Below are 2867 nucleotides of genomic sequence, written 5' to 3'. Positions count from 1 at the left end.
CACTACATCAAGAACTTCAACAGAAGTTAGTTGGATAAATGCTGAGTGGCGATAAGCTTGTTGTAACTCAATCAGAGCAATAGTATCTAATAGAACAATCACATTGTATCCTCCTCACCTTGTTTTAACCATTCAGAGAGTTTTTCCCGTACAGTTAAAACATGTTCTCCTAAAATTTCGGCAGATCGAGATACAGTAAGTTTCTTTTCTATTAATGCCGTATAAACCAAGCGTTCCAAACGATTCAGCCTTTCTGGTAATGGTAGTTTCTCTGGCTCATCTTCTGGACCATATTTCTTGTTGAGTACGCCTAACTGTTGACCCTTTTGCTGCTTTGTAATTAATTCAGCTTGTTCTGCTCGATACAATATTGTGCGAAGACTGATGCCGTAACGTCGCTTGATATCTTTTAAGAGCGGTTCAGGAAGCCAGCGATTACGGTAGGCATGAAGCTCTCGTAAGACAGCACCTCTAGGCATCAGTACTGCACCTGCTAAATGATTAGCAGCTTTTTCTCGTGGTTCAGTTGGACGAGAACGGGTTTGGGGTACTTTGTATTCACGACGATGAAAAATTAAGTGTGCCACTTCATGAAGGGCAGTAAAAAATTTTCTTTCTGTGGGATGGTCTTCATTGACAAAAATTACCGCACCCCAAGCCTCAGTATAGGCGGAGAAACCAGAAACTTTTGCTGGTAGCAAGTATGGGATAACTTTAAGACCTTTTGATTCTAATAAAGCTAATACGTCACCAATAGGTGTTAATTCTCCTACTCCTAACCAGTCTCTTACCTCTGTTGCTAACTCTTCTACAAGTATTTCGTCATAACCTTCTAGGGGACGGAGTGCAGGTATTGCAGGAACCTCTCCTAGCAACGCTTCTACTTCAGCATAGTCAACAGCTTTTTGGGTTAAATGGTCTCGCACATAGGGGGTAAGCGCAGATGGTTCATCAGCTCGGAAAAGCAAGTTAACTTCTAGTTGCCCAATCCCCTTTAGAGAGTCTGTTGGTTGATCAAGTAGAAGTTCTAGCGATACTCCTAAGACTCTAGCAATTTTAGAAATTTGTAGCAGTGATGGTTCGCGTTCGCCTCGTTCCCATGCTGCGATTGTTTGCCGAGTTACGCCTATCTGTTCTCCCAGTTGTTCCTGGGAAAATCCTGTTTGCTCTCTATAAATACGAATTGAGTTAACATTTTCCATTTGCAATTTGACGATTTATGATGTTTAAATGTTATATTGTGTTAGACTGAGTTAAATTTTTGACAAATAAACAGTTATGGCCATTACTACAAATACTGTTGAGATTGTCTGGTGCCAAGCTATGGTTGTGCCTCATTACGACCCTCGTGTTTGGCGTAAAGACCAATGCGGTGCTTGGATTAATAGATACGAATATGGCAATAGAAACTCCCCTTATGGCTGGGAAGTAGACCATATAACACCTGTTGCTTTGGGTGGTAGTGATGTATTATCAAATCTCCGTCCCCTTCAATGGAAGAATAACGCTAGTAGGCAAGCGGTTCGACTCGTCTGCTCGGTAATATCTGTAGGAAATCTTAATATGGTTACTTACTAGTAGACTGTTATGTTTCTGGATTACATGACAAATAGCGACAGATAGTTGGCGGAAAACAAAGTATTTTTGTTATTTATTTTTAACATTTATCAGGTGCAAATGTCGAAAAAAAGGAATTAATATGTAGTTTCTTAGTCAGAAATGAGTTGCGAAGGTAGCAGGAGAATGCCTAATTAGCAACAACTGATAGTCAGCAATAATTATGCTGTCACAGGATAACGAGTATTGATTGTTACACTACCCTCTGTTAAATGTTCTAAGTTTATTCAATAAATTTTAAATAGTAGAAGTAGTAATGGTATTTCCTAGAGTTAATCCAAACTTGCCTCCCAACTTTTATGAGCTTGATGAGTACACCTTTCAGGACTTGTGCTGTGATCTGCTCTCAGAACAACCTAGAATCGCTACTTGTGATGTTTATGGCACACGAGGACAACAGCAAGATGGAATTGACCTTTTAGCACATTGTGATGATGGAATTTACACTGAAGTGGGACAGTGTAAATGTTATAAAGATTTTCCACCTCGGAAGATTATTGATGCGTCAGATGAATTTTTTCAATACATCGACTACTGGCTAAACAAAAAGGTTCGGCGATTTATTCTATTTGTTGGCTGCGATCTCAGTCAAACTCAGCGACAAAAACAAATTGAGATTGAAAAGCAGCGCTTTGCCTGTTTTAACATTCAGTACGAGGTTTGGTCAGCAAGCACAATACGCCAAAAGTTAGCACCTCACCCTGAAATTGTTCTTCGTTACCTGCGATCGCAGGAATGGGTAGAAAAAATTTGTGGTCGTGCACCTCGACCATACCCTCAACTTGCTGAGAACTCTAGAGCTACAGAGTTAACGTTTGGGGTTATTAGTTCAAAACTTGAACGTTTATCTTCTGAATTATCTAAGACAAAAGCCAAACAACTAGAAGAGTACCGGGAACTTTATCGGCAAGGACGCTTACAACAAGCTTACACTTGCCTTGAAGCCCTTCGAGGCGATGAAAGCTGGGATGTATTCGATAAACCCTTGCAGGCGCAGATTTTACAGTCCATGTCAGGGTATTTTCTTAGTGTAGAGCAGAATATTGAGAAAGCTAAAACATTAGCGGTAGAGGCACGCAACATTGATCCAGAAGCAGATAATTCTCTTCTACAAAGTTTGATTATTTATCACACAGAGGATGCAGAAGCTGCATTGAAGCAGATTGATAGCACGTCCAGTATAGATATTTTTAATCTCAAACTTGGGTTGTTGCTAGAAATACAACGCACAGATGAGGTTATTACAATGC

At 40.1% G+C, this 2867-nt stretch carries 3 protein-coding genes; 2 read left to right on the top strand and 1 reads right to left on the bottom strand.

The window, feature by feature from the left end:
• Positions 1–98: 98 nt before the first annotated feature.
• Complete coding sequence (locus ACWATR_RS39240; protein ID WP_334985880.1) at positions 99–1202, bottom strand: XRE family transcriptional regulator; 1104 nt, start codon at positions 1200–1202, stop codon at positions 99–101.
• A 76-nt stretch (positions 1203–1278) separates the two neighbouring features.
• Here ACWATR_RS39240 and ACWATR_RS39235 point away from each other — a divergent pair, with 76 nt between their 5' ends.
• A complete protein-coding gene (locus ACWATR_RS39235; RefSeq protein ID WP_265277335.1) occupies positions 1279–1578 on the top strand; it encodes an HNH endonuclease signature motif containing protein in 300 nt (99 codons plus the stop codon).
• Between the two features lie 295 nt (positions 1579–1873).
• Positions 1874–2867: hypothetical protein (locus ACWATR_RS39230; protein ID WP_460345572.1), on the top strand; the 994-nt coding region annotated here is incomplete at its 3' end.

This window comes from Nostoc sp. UIC 10890, assembly GCF_054786515.1.
Note: the sequence above shows the minus strand (reverse complement) of the source record. Positions and strands in the feature narration are given on the sequence as shown.

Bases quoted from the DNA above. Each gene is read 5' to 3' on its own strand.
- ACWATR_RS39235 (WP_265277335.1), top strand. From the start codon at position 1,279: ATGGCCATTACTACAAATACTGTTGAGATTGTCTGGTGCCAAGCTATG.
- ACWATR_RS39240 (WP_334985880.1), bottom strand. From the start codon at position 1,202: ATGGAAAATGTTAACTCAATTCGTATTTATAGAGAGCAAACAGGATTT.